This window comes from Hydrogenophaga sp. (genome assembly GCF_030651625.1).
Taxonomy (GTDB): domain Bacteria; phylum Pseudomonadota; class Gammaproteobacteria; order Burkholderiales; family Burkholderiaceae_C; genus Hydrogenophaga.
Genome location: NZ_JAUSCF010000012.1, coordinates 114536 through 128593, shown reverse-complemented (window position 1 = coordinate 128593; position 14058 = coordinate 114536). Strand labels below are relative to the sequence as shown.

General features: G+C 64.0%; 14 protein-coding genes. All 14 read left to right on the top strand.

Going from position 1 to position 14058, the window contains the following annotated elements:
- The 14 genes from Q7V46_RS05280 (at window position 1) to Q7V46_RS05215 (ending at window position 14040) form a co-directional block, all read left to right on the top strand.
- On the top strand, window positions 1-369 hold the full coding sequence (locus Q7V46_RS05280; protein ID WP_304912467.1) for a capsid cement protein: 369 nt from the start codon (window positions 1-3) through the stop codon (window positions 367-369).
- Window positions 370-413: 44 nt separating this feature from the next.
- The gene (locus tag Q7V46_RS05275) at window positions 414-1352 is read left to right on the top strand and encodes a major capsid protein (RefSeq protein ID WP_304912466.1); all 939 of its coding nucleotides are present in this window, start codon (window positions 414-416) and stop codon (window positions 1350-1352) included.
- Between the two features lie 2 nt (window positions 1353-1354).
- A complete protein-coding gene (locus Q7V46_RS05270; RefSeq protein ID WP_304912465.1) occupies window positions 1355-1618 on the top strand; it encodes a hypothetical protein in 264 nt (87 codons plus the stop codon).
- Between the two features lie 2 nt (window positions 1619-1620).
- Window positions 1621-1923: a hypothetical protein gene (locus tag Q7V46_RS05265; RefSeq protein ID WP_304912464.1), complete on the top strand. Its 303-nt coding sequence runs from the start codon at window positions 1621-1623 to the stop codon at window positions 1921-1923.
- Between the two features lie 8 nt (window positions 1924-1931).
- Window positions 1932-2384 carry a hypothetical protein gene (locus Q7V46_RS05260; RefSeq protein WP_304912463.1) on the top strand — a complete coding sequence of 151 codons (453 nt, stop codon included), beginning with the start codon at window positions 1932-1934 and terminating at the stop codon, window positions 2382-2384.
- Window positions 2385-2455: 71 nt separating this feature from the next.
- Window positions 2456-3235, top strand: coding sequence for a hypothetical protein (locus Q7V46_RS05255; protein ID WP_304912462.1), 780 nt, complete (start codon window positions 2456-2458; stop codon window positions 3233-3235).
- A 117-nt stretch (window positions 3236-3352) separates the two neighbouring features.
- Entirely contained in the window at window positions 3353-6193 is a 2841-nt protein-coding gene (locus Q7V46_RS05250) for a tape measure protein (protein ID WP_304912461.1), read from the top strand.
- Between the two features lie 7 nt (window positions 6194-6200).
- Entirely contained in the window at window positions 6201-6620 is a 420-nt protein-coding gene (locus tag Q7V46_RS05245; protein WP_304912460.1) for a hypothetical protein, read from the top strand.
- Window positions 6621-6654: 34 nt separating this feature from the next.
- On the top strand, window positions 6655-10110 hold the full coding sequence (locus Q7V46_RS05240) for a hypothetical protein (protein ID WP_304912459.1): 3456 nt from the start codon (window positions 6655-6657) through the stop codon (window positions 10108-10110).
- A 12-nt stretch (window positions 10111-10122) separates the two neighbouring features.
- Window positions 10123-11253 (top strand): hypothetical protein, encoded by a 1131-nt coding sequence (locus tag Q7V46_RS05235; RefSeq protein ID WP_304912458.1) that lies wholly within the window; start codon window positions 10123-10125, stop codon window positions 11251-11253.
- A 70-nt stretch (window positions 11254-11323) separates the two neighbouring features.
- Window positions 11324-11551: a hypothetical protein gene (locus Q7V46_RS05230; protein ID WP_304912457.1), complete on the top strand. Its 228-nt coding sequence runs from the start codon at window positions 11324-11326 to the stop codon at window positions 11549-11551.
- Complete coding sequence (locus Q7V46_RS05225; protein ID WP_304912456.1) at window positions 11548-11958, top strand: hypothetical protein; 411 nt, start codon at window positions 11548-11550, stop codon at window positions 11956-11958. The genes Q7V46_RS05230 and Q7V46_RS05225 overlap by 4 nt, the downstream gene beginning before the upstream one ends.
- Window positions 11959-11962: 4 nt before the next feature.
- The gene (locus Q7V46_RS05220; protein ID WP_304912455.1) at window positions 11963-13813 is read left to right on the top strand and encodes a hypothetical protein; all 1851 of its coding nucleotides are present in this window, start codon (window positions 11963-11965) and stop codon (window positions 13811-13813) included.
- Complete coding sequence (locus Q7V46_RS05215; protein ID WP_304912454.1) at window positions 13813-14040, top strand: hypothetical protein; 228 nt, start codon at window positions 13813-13815, stop codon at window positions 14038-14040. The genes Q7V46_RS05220 and Q7V46_RS05215 overlap by 1 nt, the downstream gene beginning before the upstream one ends.
- Window positions 14041-14058: the final 18 nt, after the last annotated feature.

Sequence of the window (14058 nt, the reverse complement as noted above, 5' to 3'; positions counted from 1 at the left end):
ATGAACCCCTCCATCTCCACCCTGGCGCTCACCGTCATTGCCACGGCCGCGCTGGAAAACGCTCGCGCCGTCAACCAGGCCGGCGCCTACCCCGCTGCGGGCGGTCTTGCCTTCGGCATCACCCGCACCGACGCGGCCATCGGAGACCCCACCCCTGTCGATGTGCAGGGCACCGCCATCGTCACCGCTGGCGCCGCCTTTTCGAAGGATGTGCCACTCATGGTGGGCACCAACGGCAAGCTGATCGCTCACGACGCAGACGGCGACAAGCACGCTGTGGCTCGCTCCTTGGAAGCTGCCACCGCAGACGGCCAGTTGGTCGAAGTGCTGCTGGTGCCCAGCTCCGGCCTTCTGGTGACCGCCGCCTGACCGCCGCCCGCCCCTGAACCTCACAACCGAACGGAGAACCCAACATGAACCAAATGACCCCCGGCCAGGCTCGTGCCGTCGACCCCATCCTCAGCGAGGTCGCGCGCGGCTACCGCAGCCCCAAGGCCGCGATCGCCAGCATCCTTTTCCCCATCGTGACGGTCACGTCCCGTGGCGGCAAGATCATCACCTTTGGCCCTGATGACTTCAAACTCGTGTCCACCGTGCGCGCCCCTGGCACCAACACCAAGCGCGTGCAGTTCGGTTACGCAGGTGCAGATTTTTCTCTGGTGGACTACCGCCTTGAAGCGATGACGCCTTACGAGATCCAGGAAGAGGCCGCGGCCGTCCCTGGCATCGACCTCATCGCCATGAGCATCCGCAAGGTGCAGAACGTGATGGCGCTGGAGCGTGAGTACCAGGCCAGCGTGCTGGCACGCAACGCGGACAACTACGGCGCGAACAACAAAGAAACGCTGTCCAGTACCGGCCAGTGGTCTCACGTTGACAGCGACCCCATCGCTGACGTGATGGATGCCAAGGAAGCCATTCGCCAGCAGATCGGCGAGCGTCCCAACGTGATGACCTTGGGCCCCAAGGTTCTCACCGCGCTTCGCAACCACCCGAAGATCCTCGCTCGCCTGAGCACCGCTGCAGACCGCCCGCCGGCCAGCATTGCCCAGCTGCAGGCACTGTTCGAGCTGGAACAGGTGGTTGAGGGGCAAGCCACTTACCACGACGGCGCTGTGTTCCAGGACGTGTGGGGCAAAGATGCCATCTTGGCCTACACCACCCCCGCCAGCCTGGCTGAAATGGGCAGTCCGAACTATGGCTACACCTACCAGCTTAGCGGTCGCCCGGTGGTGGAAGAGGGTTACGACGACCGCAACGCCAACAGCTGGGTGAACCCTGTCGCCGATGCGCGCAAGCCCGTGCTGGCCGGCGCTTCGGCTGGCTTTATCTTCAAGGCAGCGGTGGCCTGATCATGGCAAAGTTCATCACCACCATGCGCGTCAAGCTCGACGCGAAAAAGCGGGTGCCGGCCGGCGAGGTCATCGACCTCTCCGCAGACCAGGCGGCGCCGCTGCTCAAGGCCGGTGCCATCGAGCCCGTGGCCCGCAGGGCACCCACGGACAAGGACGCAGCCGAACGGGTAGCAGCGGAGAAGGAAGCGGCAGACAAAGCCGCCGCCGATGCTGCTGCTGCGGAAGCAGCCGCCAAGGCCGCCGCCCAGGGCACGCAAGGCTGACCATGATCGGCGACGACGACATGGAAGTCTTCTTCGACAGCGACGAGTTCGCCACCACCTTTCACAAGGTGGTGGACGAACTGCCGGTTGAGCCCGGTTTTCAGGGCATCAAGTCGGCGGTCGACGAAGAAGTGCTGCAGCGCTTTGTGGCGGGCACCGTCGAGGAGCTGCGATTCATCACAGCGGCTGTTCAGCTGCTGGAGGATGACCGCATCACCGACGGCACCACCACCTGGCGCGTGCTGCGCGAAGGCTTCCTGCTCGCCGACGGCGCCGAGTCTGCCTGCTACATCACACCCGCCTGAACCTCACCATGCCCACGTTCACCACCAACAGCCTGCGCTGGCAGATCTTTGACAGCGTGGCCACGGCGCTGGAGGCAGCGCCAGAGCTGCAGTCTGTTCGGGTGCGGCGCAACCCGCGTCAATCCGTGAAGGTGGGAAAGAACGACTTTCTCATCGTCATTCGCTGGGAACCGGACACCTTGATCCAGGCCAAGGGCCACAAGGAAGACCGCAAGTTCCGGCTGCTGGTTGGCAGCATTGCCAACACGGACCAGGCAGACAGCGACGCCGACGCCATGCAACTGGTGGTGGGCGGGGTTGTTCGCAAACAGTGGGTCTCGCTCAGTGTGTTCGCAAACAAGGTCAAGCCTCGGGAGATAGAGGTAGTGCCTGACGTTGAGAACATGCTGATCGAAGGCTCGCTGGTTGCCAGTGCCTGGGACATTGACTACGAGTTGGTTCACAGCGCCACGGGGGCATAGGCGGCACCGCGTATCCACTTCAAAGCATTCGCCAGCCTCGTGCTGGCATTTTCATTTCTTGGAGCTACATCATGTCAACTGCACGCGCGATTCTGGCCGCTGGCCTCGTCAAGCTGAATCTTTTCAACCCGGTCACTCAGGCCTACAACGGCTTCGGCGACTACTTCGATGCCGACAAGTTCGAGATCAAGCCCAACTTCGAAGAGAAGGTGAGCACTTCGAAGTCGCACATCGACTACGGACAAGCCCGCGCCTCGGTGATCCTGCCCACTCCCACGGAAATCACCATTGAGCTGTCGGCCTCCAGCGTGGAAGCCATGGCCATGCAGTTCCAGGGCCTGGTGCAGACTCTCAGCCAGTCCGGCGGCGCACTGACGGCCGAGGAGTTCACCCTGGGCACCATCGGTGTTTGGCAGCCGCTGGGCTTTCGCAATTTCAGCGCTGCGGGGTTCGCAATTACCAACGCTGGCGCCACTGTGACCTACACGCTGGGAGTGCAGTACGAGGTGAACTGGCTGCGCGGTGAATTCCGTTTCCTGCCCGGTGTTGCCGGCATTCCAGCCGCGACTGATGAAGTCCTGATCACTGGCACCTACGGCGCCGTGGACGGAAAGAAGATCCTGGGCGGCCGCGTGAGCCAGGTGCGTTGCAAGGCGCAATTCGACGGCCAGAACATGGTCAATAACGAACCCCTGGAAGTGGACGTGCACGAGGCCGTGCTGGGCGCCAGCACTGGCTTCGACTTCCTGAACAGCGAGTTCGTGCCCATCACGCTGGTGGGCAAGCTGGTGACACCAAACGGCTTCACCGAGCCGTACGAGGTTCGCACCCCTGGTGCGGCTGTGACCTAAAGCCTCCAGCAGCGAACGAAGCCCGCCCATCGGCGGGCTTTTTTCATGGGCGCGCAGCCTGCTACCGCAAGCCGCCGCCCCTGAAAAAAGCCCAAAGCACCACACACCAACACCCCCATGGCCACCAACCCGCGTATCCGCTACGACATTGAAGCAGCGGTAACCGGGGAAAGCGACGTCAATGCGCTGGCCGCAGAGCTGGAAGGCCTGTCCAAGACGCTGGAGGGCGACCTCAAGGTTCAGGCGCAGGCCAGCGCTGAAGCGTTGCGCGAGCTGGGGGCAAAGCAGGGCGCCATTGAGAACTTCCGCTCGCTCAAGACCGAGGCCCAGAGCACCGCAGAGCGGCTGGAAGAGGCCCAGGCCGCCGCCCAGCGCCTGGGTGCCCAGCTGGCTGCCAGTGGCGGCCCTACGCGCCAGCAGGCAGGCCAGATGCAGCGTCTGCGCGACAACGTGCGTGCCGCCAAAGACGAGCTGCTGCAGAAGAACGTGGCCCTGGACCAAAGCCGCGCCAGCCTGCGGGCTGTTGGCATTTCCACCGACACGCTGGCCCAGAGCGAGCGCGGCGTTCGGGCGGCCATTTCAGAGGCCCGCGCAGAGGTGCAGGCGCTGGCCCCGGCCTACACAGCCGCAGGCAACGCAGCGGCCGACGCTGGCCGCAAGCAAGCCCAGTCAACCGCCGCTGCAGGCGCAGGCCTGCGCGGCCTGGGCAACGAGCTGGACAAGGTAGACGCCAAGAGTTCCGTACTCAACACCTCGCTCACGGCGGTGGGCAAGGCGGTGGCGGGCCTGTTCGCGCTCAACAAGGCCGCCGGCTTTGCAACGGACACCATCGCCCTGGCAGATGCCTATGGCCAGATGGCCGAGCGCATTGCCATGGCCACGCCAGTGGCCGAAGAGTACGACCTGGTCCAGCAGCGCATTCTGGCCACGGCGAACCTCACATACCGTCGCCTGGAAGAGCAGCAGGAGCTTTACATTCGCACCGCCGATGCGCTGCGCGACATGTCCTACAGCACGAACGAAGCGTTGGACATCACCGACAGCTTTTCTTTCCTGCTGACGACAAACGCGGCTTCTGCTGAGCGCGGAAAGAACGCGATCGACGCGTACACGAAGAGCATCCAGTCCGGGCGCATCGAGGTGGGTGCGTGGCAGTCGATCATGGCCGCCACGCCCACCATCGTGAATGCAGTGGCGCAGGCCACCGGCAAAACAGCCGATGAAATCCGCCGGCTGGGCATCACCGGCAAGCTGTCGGTCAACGACCTGAACGAAGGCCTTCGCCAGACCGTTGAGCTGAACAAGGAAGCCGCTGCAGGCATGAGCGCCACGGTGGCCGACGCCGTCACCCGTCTTACCAACACCTGGACCCAGTACGTGGGCGAGGCCAATCGGGCCACTCAGTCCACACAAAAGATCGTTGATGCGATCGACATGCTTTCTGAGAACCTGGATACGGTGGTCAGCCTGGCCATCACGGCGGGCGAGGTGATGGCGGTGGTGTGGGGCATCAAAGCGCTCACCGCCCTCAAGGCCTACACCGCACAGCTTGCTGTGGCATCCACCCAAACCACGGCTTTGATGGCCGCCACCACAGCTGCAGGCTCCAAGATGGCCGCGAGCCTGGCAGCAGCTGGAAAGCTGGCCGCTTCAGGATGGATCGGTTGGGAGATTGGCACCTATCTCAAGAGCGAATTTGAGGTGGTGGAAAAGGCGGGCATTGCCCTTGCTGCCGGCCTGACCAAGACCATCGCGCGGATTCAAGGCGCATGGGAAGCCGCAAGGGCAGTGTTCTCTGACGACACGATCGAAGCCGCCCAACAGCGCCTGGCTGAGCGCCTGACCGAAATTGACGACAACTATGCGGAGCTGTTCGCGAATGTCGGAAAAGGGACGGAACAGGCGGTCGGCGACGCCAAGCGTCTGGGCGATGCCGTCAAGGATCTGGGCGATCAGGTGCGCGTTACTGCCGCCGACCAGGTGGAAGCCTGGGAGGCCTCACGCATTGCCAAGGTTGGCGATGCGCAGGCAACGCTTGCCAACCTGCAGGTGCAGCAGCAGCTGGCCAGGCAGTCGGAAGACATGGCCCGGTTCATGGGCAATGAGTTCCAGGCCCGCAAAGCCAAGATTCAGCAAATGGAGATCGAGATCCAGATCGCCAGGGCAAAGGTGGAAGTGTCTCGCGTGGAGGCCGAAGGCTCGATTGCTGTAGCCGAAGCGAAGCTGGCGGAAATGCGGGCCAGCGGCGAGGTGAACCTAGTGAAACAGGCCGAGCTGGAAAGCAGCATCAAGCTGGCCCAGGTCAAGATCGCCGAGGCTGCTGCGACCGGCCAGAGCATTGACCTTATGCGCAAGCAGCTCGATCTGTTCAAGCTGAGCAGCGGCAGCGCCAGAGGGTATCGCACGGAAATTGACAACCTGACCCGCTCACAGCGTGGCTTTGCGGGTGCAACGAACGATGCCAACGCTGCCCTGCAGCGCCAGATTGAACTGGCCAATGAGCGCTTCAGCAGCCCGCTGGGAGATGACAAGTACGGCAGGCCACAGGGCGGCAGCGTCACGGGCAACACACGCGAAGAACGCCTGGCAGGCCAGAACGCCGTCGACAACACCTTGATCTTCGCCCTGCGGGAAAAGCTCAACGCCGGCACGCTCACTTCCCAGGACGCCAAAGACCTGACCAACGCCATCGCAGCGCTGGACCAAAACGAAGCGGTCAACCGCGATCTTGACCGCATGAACCCGGCCGCATTCAGCCTCACAGGCGCTGCTGACCGCAACGAATGGAGGGCCGTACGTCAGCAGTTCGAGCAAGCGCTGAAAGCCACCCAGGTGGGGCGTCGCGTCACTGTGGAGCTGCGCAACGGCCGCCAATCCGAAACGGTCAACACCGACGAAGAAGGCGCCGCCGCCATCGTTCGCACCCTGCAGAACTCTGCGCTGAGCGCAGGCCGCTGAAACAACCATGAGCATCACCCTCACGCACCCCACCGCTGGCGCAGGTGGCACCCCGCAGGTGCTCGACCTCCCGCCGGATCTGCTCTGGGTCGACGAGTTTGCCTGGACGGCTATCGAGCAAAGCCGCGAATACACCAGCACCGGCGCCCTGCACGTTGAAGAGTGGCAACGGCAAGCCGGCCGCCTGATCACGTTGGAGGGCGGGGTGGACTACGCCTGGTGCCTGCGCGGCCCCCTGCTCACGCTGAACGCCTGGGCTCAGCAGCCTGGGCTGTTCATGACGCTCTCGCACAAGGGAAGCACCTACCAGGTGATCTGGGACCACGCAGCGCGACCCATTGAAGCGCGGGCAGTGGTTGATTACAGCGACCCCGAGCCCACCGACCCCTATTCGTTGACTTTGCGGTTCCTGGAAATGCCGGCCTGACCGCACAGCAGCTGCATCGAAAGAAGACCTCACCATGCCCATCCAAAGCGACGACATCAAGCTGCTGAAATCCGCCGTCATGGCCGACGTGCCCGAAGGCGGCGGCGCCATGACTGGCATCCCGGTGGTCGACGGCGAAACGAACAACGTGTTTCCGGACATCTCCAGCGACGACCGCGCCGCTGGCCGGGTGAATTGTCGCAAGCTGTTTGGCGCGGGCCACTCTGACGACAACGACCTGCTGCTGGGAGCCTCGTTCGCCGTGCTCAAGCCGCCGGCCGACCCGTTGGTGCACTGCACCGTTTTTGAGACCGGTGGTTGGGCCGATGAGCTTTCGGCCGCGAGAGACGCTGTGCAAAAGTACCTGGTCAAAGGCGCACGCCTGCTGAGTCGAGTGCAGGACGTGCACTATGCCGGCGCGCTCATCCTGCAGCTGTACAACATCGCCCCGGCCACCAGCTTCCCTGAGCCGGGCGACACCGTTGTGCTGTTCAACCCCAGTGGTCAAGAGCAGTTCGTGCGCGTGCTCAAGACCGCGACCAGCACCGCGCTGGTGGCCATTGGCGGCACGGGCGGTCTGACAGAGGTCAACCTGTGCACCTGCGAGTTGCGGGACCCTATGGAATTTGATCTGCTGGGCCGGCAGATCCAGTTTGACCCGCCAATTGTGACCAACACCGCCACCGTGTACAGCACCACGCCAGCCGTGGGCACCGTGTTCCATGGCGTGAAAAAGCTGGGCATTCCCGCTGCTATCGGTGACTTCACCATCACCGTGGCCGACGGCATTTTCACCCCGCTGGTGCCGGCCAACACCGTGCCAGAGCCGGTGATTGACATCTACCCCCTGGTGGAGCGCCCCACGCTCTCGCGCACCGCTGTGGCCTTGCTCGCGCTGCCCAGCGCCACGCGCACGCTGGCGCCCACCACGGTGCTGCAACTGCCCACGGCCTGCGAGCCGGCCAGCCTGGTCATGACGCATGGCGCCACCACCTTCACCAGCAACAACGCCGGCCAGCTGCTGCAGGGCGAAACCGTGGTGGGCACGGTGGACTACATCAACCGCACCATCACCATGGCGGGTGGCGCGCCGAACTACGGGTCAGCCACCAACGCCATCAGCTACCGGCCGGCCACGGTCACCGGGGCCACTGCCCATTCCATGGGCTTCGAGATCACAACCGCGAACCAGTCAACAGCCTATGTGTTCGCGTTCGATCCGCCACCGGCCCCGGCCACGCTCACCGTCAGCTACATGGCGCAAGGGCGCTGGTATGACCTAACCGAAGACGGCACCGGCAAGATCAGCGGTGCCAGCAGCGCCTACGGTGCCGGCACGCTCAACTTCCTCACTGGCTCCATGGCCCTCACCCTGGGCGCGCCTCCCGATGTGGGTGGCCTCATCGTGATGACCTGGGGCGAGGCAGGCAGTGCCGTGCCCGCCACCGGCCTGCCCAGCCGGGCCTGGTCCAACATTCCGCTGAGCGACGCACCCGCACCCGGCACTCTGGCCTTTGAATGGCCCACGGGCGCAGGCACGCAGACAGCCACCGTGGCCGCAGACGGCACCGTCACCGGCCCCGCACAGGTGCAGGCGGTGCAGCGCCTGGCCGGTGGCGGCTATCAGGTGCCGTTCTCGCCAAACGTGCTGCCCACAGGGCCGGTCACCGTCAGCTACACCCGCACCACTGAAACCAGTGCCTTCACCAACGACGGCGGCGGGCAATACACCCTGACCGGCGCACCCATTCAGCCCGGATCGGTGCGCTTCCAGATCGTGGCCACCTCGGGCACCGCTGCCCGGGTACTCCAGTGTTTCACCGTGGGCACCGTGGTGTACGCGGGCAGCACCAGCACAGTGATCGGCACCATCAACAACACCACCGGGGTGATGCTGCTCAATGGTGCCAGCAGCGTGAACATCACCCAAAAAGTGCAGGCCAAGGTGCTGGTGCCTTACGCGGAGGTGGGCTTTTTCAGCGGCCCCACTTATCGCTACGCCGCCACCAACGAGGTCACAGCCTTCCCGCTGGACCGAGACAACCTGATCGAGATCGGCTACCTGCCCACCGGCGGGGGCGCCGCCGAATCGTTCGCCATCGCACCCAGCTGGTTCATCGACACCAACCCACCACTTGGCCTGGCCATCGTCACCAACGGCATGGCTTTCAATTGGGCCGGGCAGGTGCATTTCACGCGCGACGGCGTGCTCTTCCGTGGCTGGGCGGCCACCACCGGCATTGCGGAAGCGGCGGGCAGTGCCTCCAGCGACGGGCGCCTGAACTTCACCAGCGTGCCGGCCGGTGGCACCAACAGCATCACCTGGAGCAACGCCGCGCACGACGCCCGGGGCGGGCTGGACATCTTCGGCGGCGTGTTCCGCGTGCCACGCGCCCCGCTGCAGGCCGGCAGCTTCCAGTTGCAGGTGGGTTCACTCATTGGCAACGCCAACAGCGGCGGTGTGATCAGCGGCGACTTCACCGGCCTGGTGGACTTTGCTCGCGGCATCATCTACTGGGAAGTGGCAGGCGTTGGCCCTGGCCCCGCTGAAGGCACGGCTGTGCGGGCCGATGAGGTCACTTACAACGCCGTTTACCTTCAGTACATCCCGCTGGACGAGACCCTGCTGGGCCTGTCCACCGCGCGCCTGCCCATCGACGGCAAGGTGCCCATCTTCCGCAGCGGTGGCCAGGTGATCGTGCACAACACACTCACCACCGCGCTGCCCAACCCGCTCACCAAAGGCACAGCCTACAGCCTGGGCCGCGAGCGCATTGCCGCTGTGAACGTGCGCACTGCCGCTGGTGTGCGCGTGCCTGGCGCGCTCTACACCGTCGACTTTGATGCGGGCGAAATCACGGTTCCTGTCGAGAGCGACATCACCGGGTATGACCAGCCGTTCACCGTGCACCACCGCATCGAGGATGAGCTGTTGTGCGCCAGGGCAGACATCAGTGGCGCGCTCGACCTGGTGGCCGGCCTCACGCACAACTATCCGGCAGACACCAGCTATGTGAGCAGCAAGCTGCGCAAGGGCGACCTGTTCAGCCGGGTTTTCAACTACCTGGAGCGCACCACCTGGAGTGGTGATTGGTCCGACACGCTGGGCGGCTCCGAGCCCACAGCCAGCTTCAACAACATCGATTTTCCCATCGTCGTGACCAACCGAGGCGCCATCACAGAGCGCTGGGCCGTCATCTTCACCGGCGCCACGCTGGTGCGTGTGGTGGGGCAGAACGTGGGTCAGGTGCTCACCAACGTGAGCATCACCGAAGCCATCGAGGCCATCAACGCACAGACCGATGTGCCGTATTTCAGCATCCCCGCGCTGGGCTGGGGTGGAGGCTGGTCGGTTGGCAACGTGCTGCGCTTCAACACCCAGGCTGCCGGTTCACCCGCTTGGATAGCCCGCACCGTGCTGCAGGGGCCTGCCACCCTGGCCAGCGACAGCGCCACGCTGGCGTTCAGGTCCGATGTGGACGCACCCTAACCCGATAGCGCAATGACCTACCCCACCATTTACCGCAGCACCGACACCGGCGCCCCAACCCTGAATAACGCCGTGGGGGCCTGGTGCGAGGTGCTTCGGGTGTGCCTGCAGAACGGCTACAACTCAAAATCCGTTACGAGCATCGTGGTTTCATCTGGTGTGGCCACAGTAACCTGTGCCACGCACGGTTATAGCGGTGCCTATGCCTCGCACGTGCTGATCGAGGGCAGCTCTGAAGCGGCACTCAACGGAAAGAAGCAGCCCACCGTCACAGGTGCCAACACGTTTAACTATCCAGCCCCAGGTGTGGCCAATGGAACCTACACGGGCACGATCACCGCCAAACAGGCGCCGGCCGGCTGGACTGAAATCTTCACAGGAACTGGTAAATCGATATTTCAGCCTGATTCGGTGGAGGCCACGGGGATTTGCCTGCGCATTTTGGATACAAATGCTGCTCCTGCGGCCACCACATATGCGCGAATGATTGGTGTCGAGAACCCCAGCGACATTGACACGTATTCCAATGTTTTCCCAACCAACGCGCAGCGTTCGGACGGGCTCTATTTGCAGAAAGGCACCAACAACACAACGCCTAAACCGTGGTTTGTCATTGCCAATGATCGCTTTCTGTATTTGTTCATTGACTTCGGTGCCTCAGGAGGGTGTCTCTACTGGTTTGGCGACCTAAAAAGCTTGTATGCGCCAGACCCAAATTGCTGCGGCATTCACGGAGGCATCAACACGACGACCGGGCAGATCTCCCCATCTGCTTTTGGCCTTTCCGGTTTCAACGCAAACCCCGCTGGACCGCCTTATGTGTTTAGAGACTACACAGGAACGGGATCCTATTCTGAAAACATGAATCAGTGTGGCCCTCAGTTGTCGGGCCACCTGGGCTCTGGCGTAATGCAGTCTGGCGCGTTGCCGACCTGGGCCATTTGGGATGGCATCTATTTGATGGAAGGGGCGAAGGTCCTAAGGGGCGTGGTTCCTGGGTTGGCGAGTCCATTGGCTTTGCAACCATTTCCGCATCTGACTTATGTCGTCACCAATGAGGGTGACGTCTATTTCGGCTTTTATGGGTCGCCGAGTAACGTCACTTCGGCGGGACTGATTTGCTTGAGCAAGCATTGGCACTGATATGGCGGCTTTTACACTCGGCTTTGGTCGAACAGTCCACAGCATCGACTCCGGCCTGTACAGCACCCCAGTGGGCACCACCAAAAACACGGGTACGCCTGAAGTGCCTGTGCGCCGAAGAGTGGTGCTTCACGACCAGCCCACCGGCCGCGTCATTCGACAGCAGTGGAGCGATCCAGTCACCGGGGCGTACCAGTTTCAGAACATCCGGGCAGGTACCTATTTCGTGATTGCATTCGATCACACGGGCCTCTATGGCCCAGAGGCCGAATCCGACATCGTGGTGCCAGCCCCATGAGCTTCGGTCTTTCCACCCGCCGCAGCAACCTGCTGCACACGCGCGATCTCATTGACGCAGCGGGCGGTGGCGCAGCCCTGTTCTTCGACACCAGCATGCCGTCTGATGCGTCGGCAGACCCCGGTGGCTCACCGCTGGCCATCGTGGCGCTGGAAGAGGTCAGCTGCGTGCTGGACGACACGCTGGCGTTCATGACCATCGTGCCGGTGGTGGGCAACGCTGCTGCGGCGGGCATTCCCACCTGGTGCCGCATTGTGGACGGTGCGGGTGTGGGCATCGGCGACTTCACCGCAGGCCCGCCGGGCTCTGGCGCGGTGGTGATCGTCGTCAACGGTGAAGACCCACCCACCGCGCAGATGTTCACTGGCGGCGAGATCACCGTGACCGGCACCATCGCCATCAACTGACGCCATGGCCGACTTGAACCTCGTTTTCCGCAGGCCACGGTACACCGGCGGCCCCATCGACCTCGTGTTCGGTGGCGAGGCGGGTGGTGGCGGTGGCGAAGGTTCGCCCGTCACGGCCACGGCCACCATCGTGATGACCATGGGCGCGCAGCTGCTGGCCATCTACGACAACAAAAACCCCCGCCGCGTGAGCACCATGGCCGCCACGCCGTTCCAGCAGGCCGCCCGCATCGTGGGTGAACCTCCCATGAGCTGGGCGCAGCCCGACCGCATCACCGCAGAGCCACGCCAGCCCTGGCAGCCCGCCCGGGCCGTGGTGGCCGAGCCGCGCAAGGTCTGGCTCACGCCGGGGCGCATCCTTTCGCAAACAGCCGCGCCATGGGGGCAGGGCCGCCACGCAGAAACCACCCGCGCCCTGGTGCACCAGACGGCCCTGATGTTCCGCAGCGAAGCCCGCGCCCCCTGGGGCCTGGGCGCTGCCCGCCAGGCGCAGGTGCTGATGGGCTTCAATGTGGCCACGCCAGCACACCGCGAAGTGCGCATGAGCATGGACGCCGCCCATCGCCTGCAAGCCCTGGCCGTGGCCCGCTTTGGCTCAGGCACCGCTCGCGCATTCAGTCTGCGCATGCCCTGGCAGCAAGCCCGGCCCATTCCACCCGGCCTGTCCCTCATCCCCGTGGACACCGGCACCACCACGCCCCGCGTCATCGACCTGAACCTGGTGTTCGCCTGCCCGGCCTATGCCGGCGGGCCTGTGCATCTGGTGTTCGGGCGGGTGTGCGGCATTCCCGGTCCGGTCGATCCAGACGCGCCGCTCTACATCTTGCCAGCGAGGTATTACATGGCCGTCCATTCACTGACAGCCCACATCCTGCCTGGGCTTACTCAGATCCCGATCTTCGACGTGGCCCTTTCTGCTGATAGGGGCAGCTTCGGCTGGACTTTCAGTGCAAGCGGGCCAGTGGACTTGTTTGATGCGCTGGCGCCCAGCTCGGGCCTGCCAGCACAGATCCGCATCACGCTGGACGGCATTGCCTTTGCCTTCCTGGTTGACGGCCTGCAACACGAGGAGCGATTCGGGCGCCGTGGCGTTCGAATCAGTGGCCGCAGCGTCACCGCCTTGCTGGCGGCTCCCTATGCACGTGATAGTGCCCGTCTGTCAACAGAGGCGCGCACTGCACAGCAGCTCGCAGTGGACGCGCTGGAGTTCACTGGCGCAGATCTCGACTGGGGCCTGACCGACTGGCTTGTATCCGCTGGGGCCTGGAGCCACCTGGGCACGCCGCTGGCCGCTGTGCAGGCCATCGTGGAGTCCGCTGGTGGCTACCTGCAAAGCGCGCGCAACGCGGCCACACTGCTGGCCCGTCATCCCTATCCGGAGCTGCCTGGCGGAATCTCGGGCGGCCCGTGGAACTGGGAAGGAGCATTCGCCGCCGACGTGGAGCTGGCGCCCGATGCGCTGTTCGTGACCAGCATAGAGCGCAAGGACGGACCAGACCTGAATGCGGTGTACGTGAGCGGCACCACCCAGGGCGTGAACGCCTGGGTAAAGCGCGAGCTGTCCGCTGGCGAAAAGCTGGCCCAGCCGATCGCCGACCCATTGATCACGGCAAACGAAGCGGCCCGGCAGCGTGGCCTGTCGGTGGTGGGTGCGGCAGGTCCGAAGCACATCGTTCAGATCGAAATGCCCATCTTGACCGGCCTGGGTCAGCCTGGCGTGCTCGATGTGGGCCAACTGGTTCAGATCAACCACGCGTCGCCGTGGCGGGGCCGCGTGCTCAGTGTGGGCGTCAACGCCCGCATGCCAAAAGCGCGTCAGACCGTCAGCCTTGAACGTCACCTGGAGGGGGTGTGATGACCACGAACCTTTTCAGGCAGTTGCTGGATTTGCTGCCCGAGCAGCCGCTGCTGGTGGGCACTGTCACCGTCGTGAACAGCGATGAAACGGTCACGGTGCAGCTTTCCGGCGGTGGCCTGCTGCGCGTGAGAGGCGCCGCCGCCGTTGATGACCGGGTGTTCGTGCGCAACGGCGTCATTGAAGGCCCGGCGCCAGCCCTCACCGACGTGACCATTGACATCTGAGAACCCAGCGCCTCGAAC

Bases quoted from the DNA above. Each gene is read 5' to 3' on its own strand.
- Q7V46_RS05225 (WP_304912456.1), top strand. From the start codon at position 11,548: ATGAGCTTCGGTCTTTCCACCCGCCGCAGCAACCTGCTGCACACGCGC.
- Q7V46_RS05280 (WP_304912467.1), top strand. From the start codon at position 1: ATGAACCCCTCCATCTCCACCCTGGCGCTCACCGTCATTGCCACGGCC.
- Q7V46_RS05265 (WP_304912464.1), top strand. From the start codon at position 1,621: ATGATCGGCGACGACGACATGGAAGTCTTCTTCGACAGCGACGAGTTC.
- Q7V46_RS05255 (WP_304912462.1), top strand. From the start codon at position 2,456: ATGTCAACTGCACGCGCGATTCTGGCCGCTGGCCTCGTCAAGCTGAAT.
- Q7V46_RS05220 (WP_304912455.1), top strand. From the start codon at position 11,963: ATGGCCGACTTGAACCTCGTTTTCCGCAGGCCACGGTACACCGGCGGC.
- Q7V46_RS05250 (WP_304912461.1), top strand. From the start codon at position 3,353: ATGGCCACCAACCCGCGTATCCGCTACGACATTGAAGCAGCGGTAACC.
- Q7V46_RS05215 (WP_304912454.1), top strand. From the start codon at position 13,813: ATGACCACGAACCTTTTCAGGCAGTTGCTGGATTTGCTGCCCGAGCAG.
- Q7V46_RS05245 (WP_304912460.1), top strand. From the start codon at position 6,201: ATGAGCATCACCCTCACGCACCCCACCGCTGGCGCAGGTGGCACCCCG.
- Q7V46_RS05275 (WP_304912466.1), top strand. From the start codon at position 414: ATGAACCAAATGACCCCCGGCCAGGCTCGTGCCGTCGACCCCATCCTC.
- Q7V46_RS05235 (WP_304912458.1), top strand. From the start codon at position 10,123: ATGACCTACCCCACCATTTACCGCAGCACCGACACCGGCGCCCCAACC.
- Q7V46_RS05240 (WP_304912459.1), top strand. From the start codon at position 6,655: ATGCCCATCCAAAGCGACGACATCAAGCTGCTGAAATCCGCCGTCATG.
- Q7V46_RS05270 (WP_304912465.1), top strand. From the start codon at position 1,355: ATGGCAAAGTTCATCACCACCATGCGCGTCAAGCTCGACGCGAAAAAG.
- Q7V46_RS05260 (WP_304912463.1), top strand. From the start codon at position 1,932: ATGCCCACGTTCACCACCAACAGCCTGCGCTGGCAGATCTTTGACAGC.